Source organism: Ferrimonas lipolytica (genome assembly GCF_012295575.1).
Classification (GTDB): Bacteria; Pseudomonadota; Gammaproteobacteria; order Enterobacterales; family Shewanellaceae; genus Ferrimonas; species Ferrimonas lipolytica.
Genome location: NZ_CP051180.1, coordinates 3,615,503 through 3,631,314, shown reverse-complemented (window position 1 = coordinate 3,631,314; position 15,812 = coordinate 3,615,503). Strand labels below are relative to the sequence as shown.

The 15,812-nt window shown below is 50.2% G+C and carries 18 protein-coding genes; 6 read left to right on the top strand and 12 right to left on the bottom strand.

Going from position 1 to position 15,812, the window contains the following annotated elements:
- Nucleotides 1-84: 84 nt before the first annotated feature.
- Complete coding sequence (gene coaD / locus HER31_RS16440) at nucleotides 85-567, top strand: pantetheine-phosphate adenylyltransferase (protein ID WP_168662227.1); 483 nt, start codon at nucleotides 85-87, stop codon at nucleotides 565-567.
- Here the strand turns inward: coaD and mutM are convergent, their stop codons facing one another.
- From mutM to radC, 6 genes are all read right to left on the bottom strand, one after another.
- Nucleotides 568-1,380 carry a bifunctional DNA-formamidopyrimidine glycosylase/DNA-(apurinic or apyrimidinic site) lyase gene (gene mutM / locus HER31_RS16435; RefSeq protein ID WP_168662224.1) on the bottom strand — a complete coding sequence of 271 codons (813 nt, stop codon included), beginning with the start codon at nucleotides 1,378-1,380 and terminating at the stop codon, nucleotides 568-570.
- 11 nt (nucleotides 1,381-1,391) lie between these two features.
- Complete coding sequence (locus tag HER31_RS16430) at nucleotides 1,392-1,826, bottom strand: hypothetical protein (protein ID WP_168662222.1); 435 nt, start codon at nucleotides 1,824-1,826, stop codon at nucleotides 1,392-1,394.
- Between the two features lie 59 nt (nucleotides 1,827-1,885).
- Nucleotides 1,886-3,844 (bottom strand): acyltransferase family protein, encoded by a 1,959-nt coding sequence (locus tag HER31_RS16425; protein ID WP_168662220.1) that lies wholly within the window; start codon nucleotides 3,842-3,844, stop codon nucleotides 1,886-1,888.
- A gap of 142 nt (nucleotides 3,845-3,986) precedes the next feature.
- Complete coding sequence (gene rpmG, locus HER31_RS16420; protein ID WP_168662218.1) at nucleotides 3,987-4,157, bottom strand: 50S ribosomal protein L33; 171 nt, start codon at nucleotides 4,155-4,157, stop codon at nucleotides 3,987-3,989.
- A gap of 11 nt (nucleotides 4,158-4,168) precedes the next feature.
- The gene (gene rpmB, locus HER31_RS16415) at nucleotides 4,169-4,405 is read right to left on the bottom strand and encodes a 50S ribosomal protein L28 (protein WP_168662216.1); all 237 of its coding nucleotides are present in this window, start codon (nucleotides 4,403-4,405) and stop codon (nucleotides 4,169-4,171) included.
- A gap of 134 nt (nucleotides 4,406-4,539) precedes the next feature.
- Nucleotides 4,540-5,214: a RadC family protein gene (gene radC / locus HER31_RS16410; protein ID WP_168662214.1), complete on the bottom strand. Its 675-nt coding sequence runs from the start codon at nucleotides 5,212-5,214 to the stop codon at nucleotides 4,540-4,542.
- 81 nt (nucleotides 5,215-5,295) lie between these two features.
- On the opposite strand from radC, the gene coaBC reads away from it, so the two are divergent.
- Genes coaBC through slmA form a run of 3 tightly spaced genes read left to right on the top strand, consistent with a single transcriptional unit; the run spans nucleotide 5,296 to nucleotide 7,554 of the window.
- Nucleotides 5,296-6,504, top strand: a complete 1,209-nt coding sequence (gene coaBC / locus HER31_RS16405) for a bifunctional phosphopantothenoylcysteine decarboxylase/phosphopantothenate--cysteine ligase CoaBC (RefSeq protein ID WP_168662212.1) — start codon at nucleotides 5,296-5,298, stop codon at nucleotides 6,502-6,504.
- Nucleotides 6,488-6,946 (top strand): dUTP diphosphatase, encoded by a 459-nt coding sequence (gene dut, locus HER31_RS16400; protein WP_168662210.1) that lies wholly within the window; start codon nucleotides 6,488-6,490, stop codon nucleotides 6,944-6,946. The genes coaBC and dut overlap by 17 nt, the downstream gene beginning before the upstream one ends.
- Before the next feature lie 14 nt (nucleotides 6,947-6,960).
- Nucleotides 6,961-7,554, top strand: a complete 594-nt coding sequence (slmA, locus tag HER31_RS16395; protein WP_168662208.1) for a nucleoid occlusion factor SlmA — start codon at nucleotides 6,961-6,963, stop codon at nucleotides 7,552-7,554.
- Nucleotides 7,555-7,626: 72 nt separating this feature from the next.
- Here slmA and pyrE read toward each other — a convergent pair whose 3' ends face one another.
- Both pyrE and rph read right to left on the bottom strand, forming a co-directional pair.
- Nucleotides 7,627-8,271, bottom strand: coding sequence for an orotate phosphoribosyltransferase (gene pyrE, locus HER31_RS16390; protein ID WP_168662206.1), 645 nt, complete (start codon nucleotides 8,269-8,271; stop codon nucleotides 7,627-7,629).
- A gap of 69 nt (nucleotides 8,272-8,340) precedes the next feature.
- Nucleotides 8,341-9,060 (bottom strand): ribonuclease PH, encoded by a 720-nt coding sequence (rph, locus tag HER31_RS16385; protein WP_168662204.1) that lies wholly within the window; start codon nucleotides 9,058-9,060, stop codon nucleotides 8,341-8,343.
- 196 nt (nucleotides 9,061-9,256) lie between these two features.
- Between rph and HER31_RS16380 the strand changes: the two genes are divergently transcribed.
- Nucleotides 9,257-10,117: a YicC/YloC family endoribonuclease gene (locus HER31_RS16380; protein ID WP_168662201.1), complete on the top strand. Its 861-nt coding sequence runs from the start codon at nucleotides 9,257-9,259 to the stop codon at nucleotides 10,115-10,117.
- Nucleotides 10,118-10,557: 440 nt separating this feature from the next.
- Here HER31_RS16380 and HER31_RS16375 read toward each other — a convergent pair whose 3' ends face one another.
- The 3 genes from HER31_RS16375 to HER31_RS16365 all read right to left on the bottom strand — a co-directional run bounded on the left by HER31_RS16375 (nucleotide 10,558) and on the right by HER31_RS16365 (nucleotide 11,341).
- A complete protein-coding gene (locus tag HER31_RS16375) occupies nucleotides 10,558-10,815 on the bottom strand; it encodes a hypothetical protein (protein ID WP_168662199.1) in 258 nt (85 codons plus the stop codon).
- Nucleotides 10,816-10,835: 20 nt separating this feature from the next.
- Nucleotides 10,836-10,970, bottom strand: coding sequence for a precorrin-8X methylmutase (locus tag HER31_RS16370; RefSeq protein WP_168662197.1), 135 nt, complete (start codon nucleotides 10,968-10,970; stop codon nucleotides 10,836-10,838).
- Between the two features lie 134 nt (nucleotides 10,971-11,104).
- Nucleotides 11,105-11,341 (bottom strand): hypothetical protein, encoded by a 237-nt coding sequence (locus tag HER31_RS16365; RefSeq protein ID WP_168662195.1) that lies wholly within the window; start codon nucleotides 11,339-11,341, stop codon nucleotides 11,105-11,107.
- 154 nt (nucleotides 11,342-11,495) lie between these two features.
- Between HER31_RS16365 and HER31_RS16360 the strand changes: the two genes are divergently transcribed.
- On the top strand, nucleotides 11,496-13,385 hold the full coding sequence (locus HER31_RS16360) for a hypothetical protein (protein ID WP_168662193.1): 1,890 nt from the start codon (nucleotides 11,496-11,498) through the stop codon (nucleotides 13,383-13,385).
- 371 nt (nucleotides 13,386-13,756) lie between these two features.
- On the opposite strand, the gene HER31_RS16355 is transcribed toward HER31_RS16360, so the two are convergent.
- Entirely contained in the window at nucleotides 13,757-15,811 is a 2,055-nt protein-coding gene (locus HER31_RS16355) for a hypothetical protein (RefSeq protein WP_168662191.1), read from the bottom strand.
- Nucleotide 15,812 lies beyond the last annotated feature (1 nt).

Genomic DNA, 15,812 nt, shown 5'->3' with positions numbered 1-15,812 from the left:
TTTTTCACTCCAAGCATTGCCGCCAATACGTTCAAGTAATATTTTGGATACACTAGATAAAATTTGAAAATTGGTACGACAACAGTGACTCAAAAAGCGATTTATCCCGGCACCTTCGATCCCGTGACCAACGGCCACCTAGATCTGATTACCCGCGCCAGTAAGATGTTTGACCAGGTGATCGTAGGTATCGCCGCCAGTCCATCCAAACAGCCGCTTTTCACCCTAGAGGAGCGGGTTCAATTGCTTGAACAGGCCTGTTCAGAGCTCAATAACATCACTGTAGTGGGTTTTTCAGGATTGCTGGTCGACTTTGCCAAACAGCATGACGCCCGGGTGTTAGTGCGTGGCTTACGTGCAGTCTCGGACTTTGAGTATGAGTTTCAGCTCGCCAATATGAACCGGCGGCTCGACCCCAACTTAGAGAGTGTCTTTCTCACCCCTGCTGAAGAGTTCAGCTTTATCTCATCGTCCCTGGTGAAAGAGGTGGCTCGACATGGTGGCGACGTAAGCCAGTTTGTGCCGACTCACGTAGAACAGCAGTTGTTAAAGAAGCTTGGTAAGTAACTACCGCTGGCATTTACCACAGAATACGGTAGCGCGTTGCCCCAATTTTATCTCTTGCAGCGAACTACCACAGCTATCACACGGTAAGCCTCCGCGCCCATACACATGCAGTTGTTGCACAAAGTAGCCCGGCTTACCGTCGGCATTGGTAAAGTCTTTAAGGGTGGTACCACCCTGCTCTATCGCCTTCGCCAAAACCAGTTTTACCTCTTCGACGAGCTTAGTCAGTCGCGCTTTGCTGACGCTGCCACACGCTCGTTTTGGATTAATGCCGGCAGCAAACAACGCCTCATTGGCGTAGATATTGCCCACACCAACAACAATTTTGTTGTCCATCAACGCCAGTTTGATTGCCCGCGTTTTACCTTTAAGCGCTTGCACTAAGTGCTCGACATTAAAATCATCAGTTAATGGCTCTGGCCCTAACTGCTTAAGTAGCGGCTGCGCCTCAATCGGTAACGCCCACCATATGGCCGCGCCAAAACGCCGTGGATCATTTAGCCGTAACACCGCTCCACTGCTAAGCACAATATCGAGATGGTCATGTTTTTCTGCTGTTGGCGCTGGGTTGAGCACCCGCAAGCTGCCGGACATACCAAGATGCAGGATAAGTGTGCCCGCTTCGGTATCGAGCAGTAAATACTTAGCTCTGCGCGTAACCGAGCGAATGGTTTGTCCTTCTAGGTGGCTGATGGTTGGGTCAATTGGCCAACGTAACTTGGGGTTACGCACTATGACCTTATCAACTACAGCTCCAATAAGGTGAGGGCTGATCCCCTGTCTAGTAACTTCAACTTCCGGTAACTCTGGCACTGTCGTACTCCTTAAGGCAGCAAGGTTTCCATCTCTTGATTCACTAAGCGCCACCACTGATCTTGGCCGTGGATCTTGATCGCCGCGATATGAGGATAGAGCAAGGCAGTCTGTGGGTAAGACCCATCATCAAGGTAGACATCAACAATAATTGGCTTCGGTGGCAACGGCGATGGTGGGGCAATCGGCACCATCTGTGCATTGCGCCATGCCATTACTAGCTGTTGAATGTGCTCGGTTGGCGCTTCTGGGTTACTTTGCCACTGGTTGTTATCCCGTTCGATAACAAGCTTGGCAAACACCAACGATTGCAACGTCGCCTCTTGTGGCAGCAAAGGGAAGCTATTGTTGTTTTGAGTGAGCTTCCCTGTCGCTAGTAACAGAAAGCCTAAGCCAACGATCAGCAAAATAAGCATGTTGTTGTACTTTTTACGCTTTATACTCATTCGCGATCCCGTCTAGGTTATTTCGAAACCATATATAATTCCCAAATACTTTGCTACGACTACCGCTTGCTAGCGAAAACCTTTTGGAACATTGGCACTAATATCTTGTTACCGGACTCACTCAGATGATCATCGTCCTGATAGATCGGAAACCCATTCTGGCTGGCTGCACAATGTCCATCAGCACACAGATAGGGTAAAGGATCCAAGATGGTGACATCACATTGCTGCGCTGCTTTGTCTTGCGCTGACCATATGAATGCATGCCGCTGATGATAATCTTCCAGCGCTATTGAGATGGCTTCAGGCTTAGTGCCAAACATCATTTCAAGTGTCAAAGCACGACTCATGGTATCCGGTACGTGAGATGGCATCTCTGGGATTGGTCTGACGGTATAAACTGGCCGTTCATCAGCCATGCGACAAAGGCTATCGACTAACTTACCTTCAAACTCAGTCAGAAATGCCTCTGTAGGCGTCTCGTACTTTTCACTAAAATATACGACCGGTCTTTGATAGTAATCATGGCCTATCTGTTGGTCACCAAAGGCGTAGTACGACCCTCGATTAATAACCACAAACGGAACATCCGAATCGATTGCAGCGGTTTGCCCAAACAACCATTGGTTAAACTCACCGCAGGCGAGTTCTGTTCTGCTTTTAGCAACTTTCACATCGAACAAGGTTGGACACATAGAGAAGGTGCGCCCCAATATGCCCATGCCTGTTGTTGGCAATGCGTGTTCGACCGCTGTGGTTAACGCACTGGCATGACTATCACCGACGACAATAGCTTGAATATTATCACCACCATACTGGCACAACGGATGCTCGAGCCCCAACGGCGCATGACATTCACGGCGTCGCGGATTGATATTCACCCGCTCTTTAGCAATCAGCTCAATCTGTTCTGTCAGGTTGGAGCTAGCTTGTTGATAGTAGCCCCACAAAAACACTGCTAATACAGCGGAGAACGTCGCGGCTCTTAGCATAAAAGTAGTCTTATTCGAACCTAAACGGACGCCATTTTCAATCAAACGATACGATAGATGCCCAAGCAACGCAGAGAGAGTAAGTCCAGCCACAATAAACAATGGCTCTTGCAGTGCATCAGCATAAAACAAGGCAACACAAACCGGCCAATGCCACAGGTATATTGAATAGGATCGAGAGCCTAGCCACTGCACCACAGGATTGGCAGAAAAAGGAGAGTTCTGACGTTGCGCAGACATCACCAACATCGTGCCGATAATGGGCAGCAACGCATTGTACGACGGCCACAAATCCGCATCATCGAACAGGAAGATACTAACCACAATACATGCGAAACCAGCAGACTCCATCAGCTTTGGATGACGTGGAACTAATTGCATCTTAACGCTAAACCACCACACCAAGCCGCCAGCTAACATCTCCCATGCTCTTGTTGGCAACAGGTAATAACCTGCCTCTACCCAAGGTTTAACTGCTAACGAAGACAGCACCAAAGAACCGAAGAAACCAACAATCAATAGGTTTTTGATGCCTGCATTGCCCCACAGCCGATGGGCTAGCATTAGCAGTAACGGCAGCAGTAGATAGAATTGCCATTCGACAGACAACGACCACGTATGCAGCAGCCATTTCCCCTGCGAAGCTGAATCAAAATAGCCTGCTTCTTGCCAAAATTGGAAATTCGACCAAAACCCCATTGCACTCAAGGCATGCGCTTTAAGTTGATCGTAATCGATTTCTGGCAGCCATATCGAGCCAACAACAAGCAAAGTAATGCAAAGCCCAAACAAGGCAGGGATAATCCGCTTCGCTCGCGCCTTATAGAATTTTAATAAAGAAAACTGCTTTCGCTCAAGAGCCGTCGCAATGATCCCAGTCATTAGAAAACCGGAAATCACAAAGAAGACATCCACCCCAACAAGGCCACCATCGACCAGTGGCACGCCGAAATGAAAGAGTACGACAGAGATAACTGCCCAAGCTCGAAGCCCATTGATGTCGTAACGAAAAAGTTTGGTGTTCACTGCAGACCTATAAAATAGCTCATGTAGTGCCAAGCGAAAGCACTTGTATTGCCCCGAAGCTAATGGCAATCATCATCTTTTTACTAAAAAAAAGTCAAAAAAAACCGGCCCAAAGGCCGGTTTTTTAAGAGTCCAAAACCAATTACTTGATTTTAGCTTCTTTGTACAAAACGTGCTGACGAACAACTGGATCAAATTTCTTGATCTCAAATTTTTCAGGCATTTCACGCTTGTTTTTGTCAGTTGTGTAGAAGTGACCAGTACCAGCAGAAGATACTAGACGGATTTTCTCACGAACACCTTTCTTAGCCATCGTTTAACTCCTTAAACCTTTTCGCCACGGGCACGCAGTTCTTGCAGAACTACTTCAATACCCTTCTTGTCGATGATACGCATGCCTTTAGCAGACAGGCGCAGCTTAACGAAACGCTTTTCGCCTTCAACCCAAAAACGATGGGTGTGCAGGTTAGGCAGGAAACGACGCTTGGTGTGGTTCTTTGCGTGGGAAACGTTGTTCCCGGTTACCGGACGTTTGCCGGTAACTTGACATACTTTAGACATTTCAGTCTCCAATTCTTTAGCTCGAGCATCATTGTGCCTCGTATGGCCGTCGCCCGAGGACACACGAAGGGCGCATTTTATACAAGATTGATAGGCAAAGATCAAGCCGCCCGAAGCAAAAAGATGCTTCAGGACTATAACCAACCTCGTTCGGCAAATGAGCAGCTTTGTCCACTGCCCACTACCAAATGATCTAAAACCGGCACATCAATTAGCGCGAGCGCTTGTTGGATACGACCAGTGATCTGACGGTCTGCATTACTCGGTTCACATACCCCAGAAGGGTGGTTATGAGCCAAAATAACTGCAGCCGCATTTGCAGCCAAAGTGGTTTTCACCACTTCACGTGGATGAACCGTGGCTGCATTTATTGTCCCGATAGACAGGGTATTCAACTCGATCACTCGATGCTGACTGTCCAACAACAAAAGTAAAAACCTTTCTTGTTCAAGACCTTGCAGTTGAATCTGAAGGTAATCACGAACCGTTTGGGGCGAGCTCAAAACCGAGCTACGAGCCACCTCACAGGCCAGATATCTCCGAGCCAACTCCAATGTGGCCTGCAATTGTACGTATTTAGCTTGCCCAAGGCCACGATATGAGCAAAATTCCTGTTCAGAAGCTGAAAGTAATTGAGCTAGGCCACCAAATTGTTGCAATAAGTTGCGTGCTAATTGGACCGCACTGCAACCGGCAACGCCGGTGCGAAGAAAAATGGCCAAAAGTTCAGCGTCACTTAATGCGGTGGCACCCTGTTGCAGTAATCGTTCTCGCGGGCGCTCTTGTTGTGGCCATTGAGATATCGGCATAACCAATCCTTATTTCCATATTGCCGACTGCAAACGGCGCTGTGGTATCGTATCAACCACTAAACGAAAAACGGCATAAACATGAGTCAAGTAAAGACAAGAATCCTACTTGGGATCAGCGGTGGCATTGCCGCCTACAAAGCCCCTAATTTGGTCCGTAGACTGCGAGAGCAAGGCGCAGACGTACGCGTCGTGCTAACTCAAGGTGCAAAGGCGTTTGTCACCGAAATGTCACTACAGGCCGTTTCTGGTTACCCCGTAGTAGCTGATGTTTTAGACCCAGCCACGGAGTCGGCAATGGGCCACATCGATTTAGCTCGCTGGGCCGATCAGATCATCATCGCTCCAGCTAGCGCCAACTTGATTGCTCGCCTAGCACAAGGCATGGCAGACGATCTGCTGACCACCTGCGTATTAGCCACAGAAGCACCGGTAATGCTTTGCCCAGCAATGAACAAGGTGATGTATCAACACCCTGCCACCCAAGCTAATTTAGCGCTGTTGGCTCAGCGAGGTGTCGAACTCTACGGCCCTGCCAGTGGCGACCAAGCCTGTGGCGACGTAGGTCCTGGACGCATGCCTGAGCCAGAAGAGATCGCCTCTCATTGGGCCCAGTCACAGCAACCGCAAAGATTAGCAGGCAAGAAAGTGTTACTCACCGCAGGTCCAACCCGCGAAGCATTAGACCCGGTTCGTTACATCTCGAATCACAGCTCCGGCAAAATGGGCTTCGCTATTGCGGCCCAAGCAGCAAAAATGGGTGCCGAAGTAACCGTGGTGGCCGGCCCAGTTTCGTTACCAACGCCAACTGGGGTTACCCGGATTAACGTTGAATCAGCTGAACAGATGCTCAACGCGGTTATGGCAGAAGTGGTCAACAATGATGTGTTTATTGGTTGTGCCGCCGTGGCTGACTACCGAGCCGCCACTGTTGCAGCAGGCAAGATAAAAAAATCCAACGACAACATGACCGTTGAACTTATTCGCAACCCTGACATATTGGCTACGGTTGCAGCACATCAAAGCCGCCCATATACCGTTGGATTTGCAGCAGAAACTAACAATGTGGAACAATACGCTCGCGATAAACTGAGCCGAAAAAAGCTCGATCTTATTGCCGCTAACGATGTTTCAAAATCAGGGCAAGGTTTTAATGCCGACAGCAATGCGCTAACCCTGTACTGGCACGATGGCGAACGCGACTTGGGCTACAGCAGCAAAACTGAGCAAGCCCAACTACTACTCTCCACCATAGCGGAACGACTGCCTGCCGATGAAAACGCCAATTGAACTGAAGATCCTTGACCCTCGTTTAGGAACAGAATGGCCACTGCCAGATTACGCGACTCCTGGCTCTGCTGGTATGGATCTACGCGCCATGTTGGATAGCTCGTTAACCCTACAACCGGGCCAAACTGAGTTGGTACCAACCGGCATGGCCATCCATATTGGTGATACTGGCTTAGCCGCAACCATCTTGCCACGCTCTGGCCTTGGCCATAAAAAAGGCATTGTGTTGGGCAACCTCGTTGGCCTTATTGATTCTGACTACCAAGGGCAGCTATTTGTCTCTTGTTGGAACCGCGGTAACGAAGCCTTCACCATGGAACCGGGCGAGCGCATCGCCCAGCTGATGTTCGTTCCTGTGGTTCAAGCACAGTTTAATATCGTTGCGGAGTTTGACGCGTCTGACCGCGGCGAAGGTGGCTTCGGCCACTCTGGCACCAAATAATAACGAGATAAAAAATGGCCACTAATAACAAAAAAAGCCGTCGCGACCACATTCTCGAGTGCCTAGCTAAAATGCTAGAAACCTCGCCAGGCAAGCGCATTACTACTGCTGCGTTAGCCAAAGAAGTTGGCGTTTCAGAAGCGGCGCTATATCGCCACTTCCCTTCAAAAGCACGTATGTTTGAAGGCTTAATTGAGTTTATCGAAGACTCGTTGCTGTCTCGTATTAACCTGATTTTGGTGGATGAGCGTGACACCATGGTGCGTATTCAGCTGATCCTACAACTGCTGCTAACCTTCTCGGAACGCAACCCCGGCATCACCCGCATCATGACTGGCGATGCTCTGGTTAACGAACAGGAGCGTCTACGGGATCGTATTCATCACCTGTTCAACAAGATTGAGACTCAGCTGAAACAAACCCTGCGCGAGAAAAGTCTGCGTGAAGGCCAAGGCTTCTACCTTGAAGAAGGCATGCTAGCTAACCTCCTACTCGCATGGGCTGAAGGTCGCATTGCTCAGTTTGTTCGCAGTGACTTCAACGACCTGCCAACCGCTAACTTCTCTGAACAGTGGGCCTTTATCCGCAAGCAATTGCTGCAAAGCTAATCGCTTGAATGCCCCGTAGAGATAAAAAAGGCGCTCAATTGAGCGCCTTAGTTTTATCAGTTAGTTAACCGTTTACGCGATGCCATACTGATCTCGATACGCCTGTACCGACGCCAATTCCTGCTCACGTCCCGGTTGAGTTGCCAAATAGTTGATCAGCTCTTTCAGAGTAATAATAGAGATAACCGCACAGCCAAAATCACGCTCAACTTCTTGGATGGCAGACAGCTCTCCTTGGCCTTTTTCTTGACGGTCTAGTGCAATCAATACACCCGCCAGCTCAGCGCCATTGGCTTGGATTATCTCCATCGACTCACGGATAGCAGTACCGGCAGTGATCACATCATCAACCAGCATCACCTTGCCGGTTAGCTCTGAACCAACCAAGTTGCCGCCTTCGCCGTGATCCTTTTTTTCCTTGCGGTTAAAGCAGTACGGCAGATCCATATCGTGTTGATCCGCCAGTGCTACTGCCGTAGTAGTTGCAATGGGAATGCCCTTGTAGGCAGGACCAAACAACAGATCGAAATCGATGTTGGCATCCACTAATGCTTCAGCGTAAAAACGACCCAACTTGGCCAAGTCACTACCGCGGTTAAACAAGCCAGCATTAAAAAAGTAAGGGCTGGTACGGCCAGATTTCAGCGTGAACTCACCAAAGCGCAGTACATTACGTTCCAGTGCGAACTCGATAAATTGTTGTTGGTAGGCTTTCACTTTCGCTCCTGCTAGTTATTGTTATGGTAATCAAAAAGAAGCGGCCAATTGGCCGCTTCATAATTCAAATTAATTGTCGTTGTACGCCGCTTTCTGCGCGGCAATTAGCTGCTCAATGCCTTCTTTAGCAAGGGCCATCATCGCGTTCATCTCATCAAAGCTGAACGGTTCGCCCTCGGCGGTGCCCTGCACCTCAATGAAGCGACCATCTTCTGCCATCACCACGTTCATGTCAGTTTCAGCGTTTGAGTCTTCGTTGTAATCCAAATCACACACTGGCTTACCATCAACAATACCCACCGACACCGCAGCAATCTGCTGCTTCAATGGTGATACCTTCAACTTACCTTTGGCTTTCAACGAATCGATTGCATCCATCAGTGCCACACAAGCGCCGGTGATTGACGCGGTGCGAGTGCCACCATCGGCCTGAATCACATCACAATCGATGGTAATAGTGAATTCACCAAGGGCCTTTAGATCAACCGCGGTACGTAAGCTACGACCAATCAAACGTTGGATCTCTTGGGTGCGACCAGATTGCTTACCACGGGCTGCTTCACGGCCATTACGGGTGTGGGTAGCACGAGGCAACATGCCGTACTCAGCGGTAATCCAGCCTTGGCCTTGGCCGCGCAGAAAGCGTGGTACGCCATCTTCAACACTGGCGGTACAGATAACCTTAGTGTTGCCAAATTCAATCAGGACCGAGCCTTCAGCGTGTGCAGTAAAGTTTCGGGTAATGGTAACCGGGCGTGCTTGAGCCGCCGTTCTGCCGTTAGAGCGCATAATATTTAACCTGATTGCGGAAATTGGCAGGCATTATAACGATAAATAGCATCCGATTGCTCAGCAATACCGTTAAATCCCAATTGATTGAAACAGAACCATCTCCAAAACGAGAACCAGCGACTGCGGTGTGACTACCCCCCATCGCCACAGCCCGATATACTTGCCCCAACTTAACGAGTTAGAGCGCACAACTATGATCCACTCAATGACCGCCTATGGTCGCGGCGAACTACAAGCCGATTGGGGCACCGCCTCATGGGAAATCCGTTCCGTAAACCAACGCTACCTAGAAACCTACCTACGTCTGCCAGAGCAGCTGCGCAGCCTAGAGCCGGTATTGCGTGAACGTCTGCGTAAGCGTTTAGCGCGCGGTAAAGTGGAAGTAAACCTGCGTTTTGAGTTGGCTCAAAAGACCGACACACTGCAAATGAACGAAGCTTTGGTTGAGCAGCTCATCGACAAAGCTCACCAGCTACATACCATGGCTGGCATCGGCCAGATCCAACTGGTTGATCTGATGAAGTGGCCTGGTGTACTTGAAGGCGGCAGCCAAGACATGGGCGAGGTGAGCAAACAGCTACTGGTTAAGTTTGACGCAGTAGTTGACGACTTCCTTGCGGCTCGTGGCTCTGAAGGCGATGCGCTTGAAGCGATGATCCAACAGCGCTTAACAGCCATTACCGAGCAAGCGGCTTACGTTCGCGAGCGCATGCCAGAAGTGATGGCGTGGCAACGTCAACGACTCACCGACAAGTTAGCAGAAGTAAAGGAAACCCTTGATCCTGCTCGCATCGAACAAGAGATGATTTTGTTGGCGCAAAAGCTTGATGTAGCTGAAGAACTAGACCGTTTAGATGCTCACGTAGCAGAAACCAAGAAAGTACTGAAAAAAGGCGGCGCCTGTGGCCGTCGCTTGGACTTTATGATGCAAGAGTTTAACCGCGAAGCGAACACTCTAGCCTCTAAATCCATCAGTGCTGATATCACCACCGCAGCAGTAGAGCTTAAAGTGTTGATTGAGCAAATGCGTGAGCAGATCCAGAACATCGAGTGATGTTCGCCAGCGCCACAATGTTACAACAAGTAACTGAAAGCCATCAATTTTGATGGCTTTTCTGTTTGTAAGTGTTCGGGAGTTATTGCTACAGCCAGGCAATAAACAGTGACTAGAACCATATCTAGGCACAGCACAAAGAGAGTTGCGCCAATCTAGTCACCCGTCTAGGCATGACTTATGAACGACAAGCAGATAAAGGCTTTCTTACGATCTAGCGAGTGCGGAAGGAAGCGAGTAGGCAACTGCCTGTACTTACGGGTACAGACATCAAACTCAGCGAGTTGAGAGTTTCGCTGTAGCCTCAACGGGAAGCAACGCGCCCTTGCATTGGAAGGGGGCGGATACCCCGCTGTGACTCTGGCAGATGCCATAAAACAGAGGGTCACCACTGGCGAGGATGGTGATGTTCTGGCCCTTGGTATCCTTTAGCAGCTGCGTCAGCCAAGGCTTGAGTGGCATCTGCAGTTGACGGCATTCACCGCGTGGCTGGTCAGACTTAGGCAACCATCGTCACCCATGCCGACCACATAGAGGGTTGATTGGAGGCCGTTGTGCGTTAGCGCGCCCTCCAGCAACCCTCGCTCAGCGGCTTGGTGGGCAGCTTCGATGGCACGGGTACGGCCGCTCGCTTTGGCCGTGTCAATAACGCTAGGCTCGCTGATTAAGCAGCGTGGGGTTACGCCAAACGGCCGCATACGACGCTAACTTAAGCCGGTCACATCATATTGACGTTGGTGACGATGTTGGCACCGTTCTTTAGCGCCTCAATAACGCGTTCGGTAGCGTGGTCGCTGAAACGAAACAGCTTGGCAAATTCAAAGTCGCCGCTGGAATGGCTGGCCCAACGCACCACGTTTCACTGCGCCGGAGTAAAGTTGTTACCACCGTGCTGGCTGACGATCTCGCGATCAATTTGTGCAAAGAAGTCGCCCTCAATCTGGCGTCCCTGCTAAGTGATTAGCTTCATGATATCCATAACAGACTCTAGGCTTTGGCCACCGCAAGGCATTCACCGTCGAAGTCCAATAGCTGAACCTCGATGGCGACCTCTTGGTGGGCATAGGAAAAACAGTTGTCAGCGGCCTGTTGACACAGGCACTGAAAGAAAGTGAATTGCAGTGGGGCCGGCACCAACTCAAACAGATGACGGCCGGTATTAGAGTTGGCGACACGCTGGCAACTCGCGTCGTCACCGCCGACCTCGGCGAGTGATTGCGCCACCTGGATAAAGCCGAAGTTAACTCAAGCGATGATCTCGTTCTCACCTGCTTGAAAAATTGCGCTTTACCGTGTTTTTTCACCGCTTAACTTTGTAAAACCTCATCAATATAGGCGACAAACCAAAGCAACAAATCATCCCCACTTGGAGGAAAAGATGATGAAAAAATGCCATTTGGCGCTTATAGTCACTGCCGCAATGCTCGCAGGCTGTGGCAATGATTCCGACAACACTGCGCTCCCGCAGCCAACTCCCGAACCGGTGATCGAAGATCCCACTCCGACTCCCGATCCCACGGAGGAAAACCTCAACGACTACAACAGCATCAATATCGCAGTAGCTCCAGATCAGCAACTCGGGGGCTCCATTACCGTCAAGATTGGTAAATGGGTCCCTTGCGACAGTGACTACCCGACGTTTTGTACCGATGATGGCAAAAACAAAGAGACCGAATTCGATTATCAAAAATACCAGGTAGAAACCGCGGATTTGGCTCGAGTGCTTGGCAAGAGCATTCGCCCAGATATTATGGCTGATGGTCAATTTTCACTACTAGACATGGCGCTTTATCTCGGTAAAACGCGCGAAGATCTTGAGGTGACCCTAGGTGAATTTAACCCGCAATTGGACACCTATGAATTCACTGTCTCTTACGACTACAACCGAGATGGCAAATTCTCCGTCGATGATGGCAGTGAAAACTTCCAAAGCCCCGATTGGTGGCCAGCCAACCACTACTCCAACGGCGAGTTCCTGCGTGACGTCAACGACGCCCCAATGGAAGCCTATTACAATCGCGCCGATACCATGCCGGTACAGGTGGACCAGAACTTCCGTTTACGTCCCTACAGTAAATACATGACCGAGCGCCGCCAATATGTGCAGCGGGCAGAAGTAGAACGCCGTGAGGCTGCAGGCGGTAAGGTTATCGTACCAAGGATTGAGGTCGACTTCCTTGATGGTCGCGGCTACGTCACTATTGCCACTAACGTTGAGGTCAATAACTACAACCTGCGTCCCGACACCTATCAAGATGGCGTTACCACCATCGCCGATGCCTTGATGACTCTGGCAGAAGATATGGATATGGACGTCGGCCTAACCTGGTGGCCTGTTACCACCAACGATGCTCCGATCTACTCCTATGCGTTGTCGCGGGTCAACAACCAAGTGGCTCACGGCTATTGGGGCTGGTTGATGTTTGTTGATGGCAGCCCAAATGGCGAAGCCACCGCAGACCAAATAGCGGGCTTCAAGAGCGGCGACTTCAACGCTTCCATGAACTACATGAGCATTGCCGACATCACGGCTGCGCCTGAGGGCAGTTTCTGCCCCTGGCTAGGCAAGCTTGACGAAAAGAAGGCTCGCGCGTGTAAGGAAGACTTTGCCCAGAGCTTTGGCGGCAACTTCGTCCACATCATGCCGGACAATTGGGTGATTGATAATCCACCAGAAGTCATCAGTTTTAAGTGGGATTATCAAAATACGCTTTGGCATACTCCGGAGTTCTTCTGGGACGATGGCCAACTACCTTGGTATGACATCAGCCAAGCCGTAAAACCGATGGACGACAGTCACTTTGGTTGGGGGATCGCCGACTGCGCTGTATGCCACAGCCAAGAAAATACTCACGTCACCGGCGACTCACCGGCGTTGAGCGACACCACTCGCCCCTACTACTGCGCCTCCTGTCACGGCAGCAATGGAGCACCACAAGGCCATGGTGAAATGTCGCGTTGCCATTGGTGTCACACTAAGGAATACGCGCCCAAACAGCATGGTGCCGCAAGCCTTAGGGTTTCAGCCGAGGAGGTAGAGTGCTGGCAGAATTCGAGCCAATCCACGCCATGCGCCAACGCCGCCACAATGATGATGAAGCCCACCGATAAAGCCGATAATGTCATTGAATACAGTAGCGACCGCATGTTCCCAGTGAACTCAGACTGGTCCCAGAGTGCGGACTTCCCTGACCCATACTCTTGCCTAACCTGCCACCCCAATGAGGTAATGGTGCCGACTTCCGATAGCCATCACCAAGGCTATTAATCTCGCAAGGCTCTAACTAATTAACGGCCACCCGTGAACTCGGATGGCCGTTTTTTTGTACCCGCAAATCGAGTGCTTCCCTAGCCTCTCTACGAGCCAACGTCTCATTCCACCACCGCTTTTGCTCCCACGGGCTTTTACCTGCTCACGATGGATTAGATCACCACCGTTTCGCTCTTGCCCCCTCTTCAACGAATGGATAGCTAGATAGCACCACCTAGCGGTATACGTAGCTGGCTGTCCGTGGTGCCTTCGAACATCAGCGAACTCTGAGCTTCCGATGTCGCAGTTAACAAGCACAAAATACGGACACAAAAAGGCCTGCTACGTTGCCGCAGCAGGCCTTAGATTAAGAAATATAAAACGGTTAGTTAGTCTTTGTTCGGGTGACAGGTCATACAGGAGTACGGATCCGGATACTGCGCATCGGTAAACCAATCGCTGTTAGTGCGCACCTTCATCTCATCAGGGTAGAAACCCCAGTTCCCTTGCCAAGACACGCCTTCGTGCGGAGCCAACATATCGAAGCGAATGTTCTCAGCATACGGAAGATAGAAATACTTTGCCTGAAGCTCCCTTTCCAACTCGGCAACCGCATCGGCATCCGTGGTCGGCACATCAATCGACTCGGCGGCACCAATGAACAACATCGGGTCGTTGCCTCCAGGCTGCGCTTCGGATGCAATCTCACCATAGGTGGTGTGCACCGAAATTGGACCATGGTTTGGCGGCACCACGTCTTCAGAGTGACACCAGAAACAGCGAGCGATTTCTCCATGACCTTCAGGTGCACCATTACTACCATGACACTGCGCACACTGATAAGGCGCGACCACTAACTGAGAGTTGTCATCAACGGTGTAGCTGGTGACGTCATCTCGGATGTAGATTGGGGTTGGATTAACACCTAGGGTTCCCATATCGCCATCAGAGTGGATGCCTTGCAACGAGTGACAATTACCACAGTCGGCAATTCCCCAGCCAAAATGAGTCTCGGTAAGAGGCTTCTTAGCCTCATTGATGTCATGGATAGGGAACTTCTCGTCTCCGCCCACTCGTTTGGAGTCATTTTCGGCATACAAGCCGTACATATCTGTGTTGAACACCTCAAACGAATCACCGGGGTAGTTCACCACCCATACATCGGTAAAGATGTGAGATTCTTTGTCCACAAACCAGTCGGAGATATCGATATCAACCCCGGTTAGCTCAGGGTTACACTCAGGGTTGTCCAAATCCAATTTGCCATCAGGCACTTGTAACGGATTCCCGTTCGCATCCTTTTGGCCGTAAGGGTCATCCTGCCCGGTCCAGTCGCAGTATGAGGGCTTGGTGCCAGCACCAAGCGTGACCATTGCAGTAATGTACTTAGCGTTAAAGTCATTGGCAGACCAACTGGTTCGAGTATTAAACGTATACCCAACCGAGCCGTAGGCTTTTTGCCCATTGACCTCGTTCAAATAGAAATGCTGTACATCAACGTCCGTCGCCAAACGCCCCCAGAAGGTGTAACCAATATCGATCAGTCCTTGAGCATCCATGCTTAGCAGCACATCGGCGAGAGTGATTACCTTATCCTTTTTATAGATGTCCGGACGCAAGTTATGCGGAGTGGCAACGACGTCCTCAAACACCATCATCTCCTGACCTATGGGGGTTACCTCAACCCTTGGGAAAACCACGGTGTTAGCCCCGTATTGCGCCTCAGCCTCATGGCGACGCGTCGCTTCCTCTTTATGGATAGCTTCTCGACGTTTGGTCATCGCCGCACTATTAGGTCGCAACAACACCCCGGAATCGGGTTGAATATGCGCTAGGTCCAAACGCATATACAGCGCTTCACCGCGAGAGTCATACATCACCTCTCGGCGAAACTCACCGAAGTTAATCATGTAACTGGCATACCAATCTGGGTCGGCTTTGTAATCGCCTTCGTCATCAAAATCGCCGTCACCGTTCTTGTCATAAGACACCCAATAACGGTAGGTGGCGATGTCTTCTCCCCACTGATAGTCCACATGAAAATCATCCCGTGTGGCCCCCATGTACAACAGCACATCAGCAAAGTTGATCTGGTTGTCATTAAACACCCGTTGCTCAAATTCTTCCGCCGTCCACAAGGTTGGCAGTAATTCGCGAATATGAGCGGGATCAAGCTGAATTGCATTAGGTGGCGTGCCGCCTTGGAACTGCTGCAGCATGTCTTCACGAGTATTGGTTTCTAGATAGACGTAAATCGGGGTGTTGAGCTCGAACTGCACATCCGGCCCCCACACATTATCGAATACTTCGGAGCCCGTTTGTGGCAGTTGCTCCGCTGGTGGCGTGATAACCGGTTGAGTAACATCTTCATTAGAATTATCACTACCACAGCCGGTGATTAATACCGCGCCGATCAATAGCGGTAGATATTTTAGCTTCATCATT

What these genes read in the sequence shown, in the direction of transcription:
- dut (WP_168662210.1), top strand. Translation starts at nt 6,488, where the DNA reads ATGAAAACGCCAATTGAACTGAAGATCCTTGACCCTCGTTTAGGAACA.
- HER31_RS16355 (WP_168662191.1), bottom strand. Translation starts at nt 15,811, where the DNA reads ATGATGAAGCTAAAATATCTACCGCTATTGATCGGCGCGGTATTAATC.
- coaBC (WP_168662212.1), top strand. Translation starts at nt 5,296, where the DNA reads ATGAGTCAAGTAAAGACAAGAATCCTACTTGGGATCAGCGGTGGCATT.
- slmA (WP_168662208.1), top strand. Translation starts at nt 6,961, where the DNA reads ATGGCCACTAATAACAAAAAAAGCCGTCGCGACCACATTCTCGAGTGC.
- rpmB (WP_168662216.1), bottom strand. Translation starts at nt 4,405, where the DNA reads ATGTCTAAAGTATGTCAAGTTACCGGCAAACGTCCGGTAACCGGGAAC.
- radC (WP_168662214.1), bottom strand. Translation starts at nt 5,214, where the DNA reads ATGCCGATATCTCAATGGCCACAACAAGAGCGCCCGCGAGAACGATTA.
- HER31_RS16375 (WP_168662199.1), bottom strand. Translation starts at nt 10,815, where the DNA reads ATGCGGCCGTTTGGCGTAACCCCACGCTGCTTAATCAGCGAGCCTAGC.
- HER31_RS16430 (WP_168662222.1), bottom strand. Translation starts at nt 1,826, where the DNA reads ATGAGTATAAAGCGTAAAAAGTACAACAACATGCTTATTTTGCTGATC.
- HER31_RS16380 (WP_168662201.1), top strand. Translation starts at nt 9,257, where the DNA reads ATGATCCACTCAATGACCGCCTATGGTCGCGGCGAACTACAAGCCGAT.
- rpmG (WP_168662218.1), bottom strand. Translation starts at nt 4,157, where the DNA reads ATGGCTAAGAAAGGTGTTCGTGAGAAAATCCGTCTAGTATCTTCTGCT.
- rph (WP_168662204.1), bottom strand. Translation starts at nt 9,060, where the DNA reads ATGCGCTCTAACGGCAGAACGGCGGCTCAAGCACGCCCGGTTACCATT.
- HER31_RS16360 (WP_168662193.1), top strand. Translation starts at nt 11,496, where the DNA reads ATGATGAAAAAATGCCATTTGGCGCTTATAGTCACTGCCGCAATGCTC.